Here is a 1,612-nt window from a genome sequence, read left to right on the forward strand (position 1 = left end):
CCTCTTCGGGTGGTGCCGGGTTGGAGCGGTCGCCGAGCGACACCGGCACCAGCGACAAGGTGATCATCATCGACATGATGGCGAAGATGGCGAAACCGCCGGCGCCGAAGACCGGGATCAGGAACTGGGCTGATGTCACCGAACCGATGTCGACCATCCGGTAGATCGCCAGCACGCGTGCCCGGTCGTGATTGCCGACGCCGGAATTCAGCCAGCTTTCGACGATGGTGAACAGCCCGGCGAAGCAGAAGCCGCCAGCAAGGCGCACCGCGCACCACATCACCGGATCGATGACCAGCACCAGGAGCAAGGTGCCTACCGAGGCGATTGCCGCCAGCGCCGAAAATGCCCTGATATGGCCGACCGCCTTCATGATGCGGGTGATGGCCAGGCAGCCGAGCAGGAAGCCGGCGAAGTAGAAGGTGCCCATCAGGCCGATGTCGGAAGCCGAAAACCCTTCCTGCGCGCCGCGCAGCGCGATCAGCGTGCTCTGCAGCCCATTGCCGCCGAGCAAGATGCCGGCGGCGAGAAGAAGCGGGATCATCGGGCGGATGGAGGACATGAAGAGGCGATCACGTGTCGGTGATCCCTTCTTGGACCATCGCCCTGGCCAACGCCAGCAGCAATTCCCTGCGCCAACAGGGATGATCGCTGTATTCGCCTGGATTCGTTTCCCCCGTTTTGCTTGGTCAGCGCTCAGGGCTGCCTTCGACGTGACTGCCGATCGTCGGGCCACAGGCCAAGCCGCTCGGCTGCTCCCGTTGCGACGCCTATTCCTGCGAGGACTGCCATCAGCCCGACAATCAGGTTCGCGCTCACTTGTTCGCCCAGGAAGACAACACCGAAGATCGATGCCGTCACCGGATTCACCGCAACGGAGACGGCAACCAGTGTCGGCGGCGCGCGCTCGAGCGCGAATGCCCAAAGGAAGAAAATGAAGGCGCCGCAAATTATGGCCAGATAAGCGCTCGCGATCCACTGAGGTGCACTGAGAGTGGCAAGTCGCGCGAAGCCTCCGCTCGAAACCACCAGGACCGATAGGCAGACCGCGCCCACGCCCATGCCAAACGCCACGAACGGGATTGGCGCGGTGCGGGATAGAAATGGTCTCGACCAGACGTTGTAGAGCGCCATGCAGAAAGCGGCCGCGACCATGAGAAGATCTCCGCGCCAGGCATCTGGGGGAGCAGTCGTCAGGCTCGTGCCGAGCGCTACGGCCACTCCTGCCATTGCGATCAGCACACCGACGATCTTGCGGATGGTCGGCGGCTCGATCTTCAGAACTGCCGCGGCAAGCATGGTGAGCAGAGGCAGTGTCGAAAGCGCAAGCGCACCTCGCGCGGCCGTCGTGTAGACAAGGGCTCCATTGAAGAGCACCGGAAACAGCCCGAAGAACAGAAGACCCAATGCACCAGTGCCGAGCCAGTCGCTCTTCGGCGGCCACCTGTCTCGCCGCCAGAGAGCTACGGCGGCCAAAACCAGAAAGCCGCCGCCGAACCGGACCGCACCGATAGCGAGAGGATCGAGCGTGCCCGCGAGATATCGCGTTGCGCCAACGGCGGTGCCCCCGAAAGCGCTGGAGAGAATCGCGGCGAGCACTCCTGTGATTTCC

General features: G+C 63.5%; 2 protein-coding genes. Both read right to left on the minus strand.

The window, feature by feature from the left end; genetic code table 11:
• Positions 1–562 (minus strand): MFS transporter (locus tag EN906_RS33470; RefSeq protein ID WP_164777580.1); only part of this gene is annotated, 562 nt, incomplete at its 3' end.
• A 134-nt stretch (positions 563–696) separates the two neighbouring features.
• Positions 697–1,612: DMT family transporter (locus EN906_RS33475; RefSeq protein ID WP_245484388.1), on the minus strand; the 916-nt coding region annotated here is incomplete at its 5' end.

It is taken from the genome of Mesorhizobium sp. M7A.F.Ca.CA.004.06.1.1 (assembly GCF_003999135.1).
Classification (GTDB): Bacteria; Pseudomonadota; Alphaproteobacteria; order Rhizobiales; family Rhizobiaceae; genus Mesorhizobium.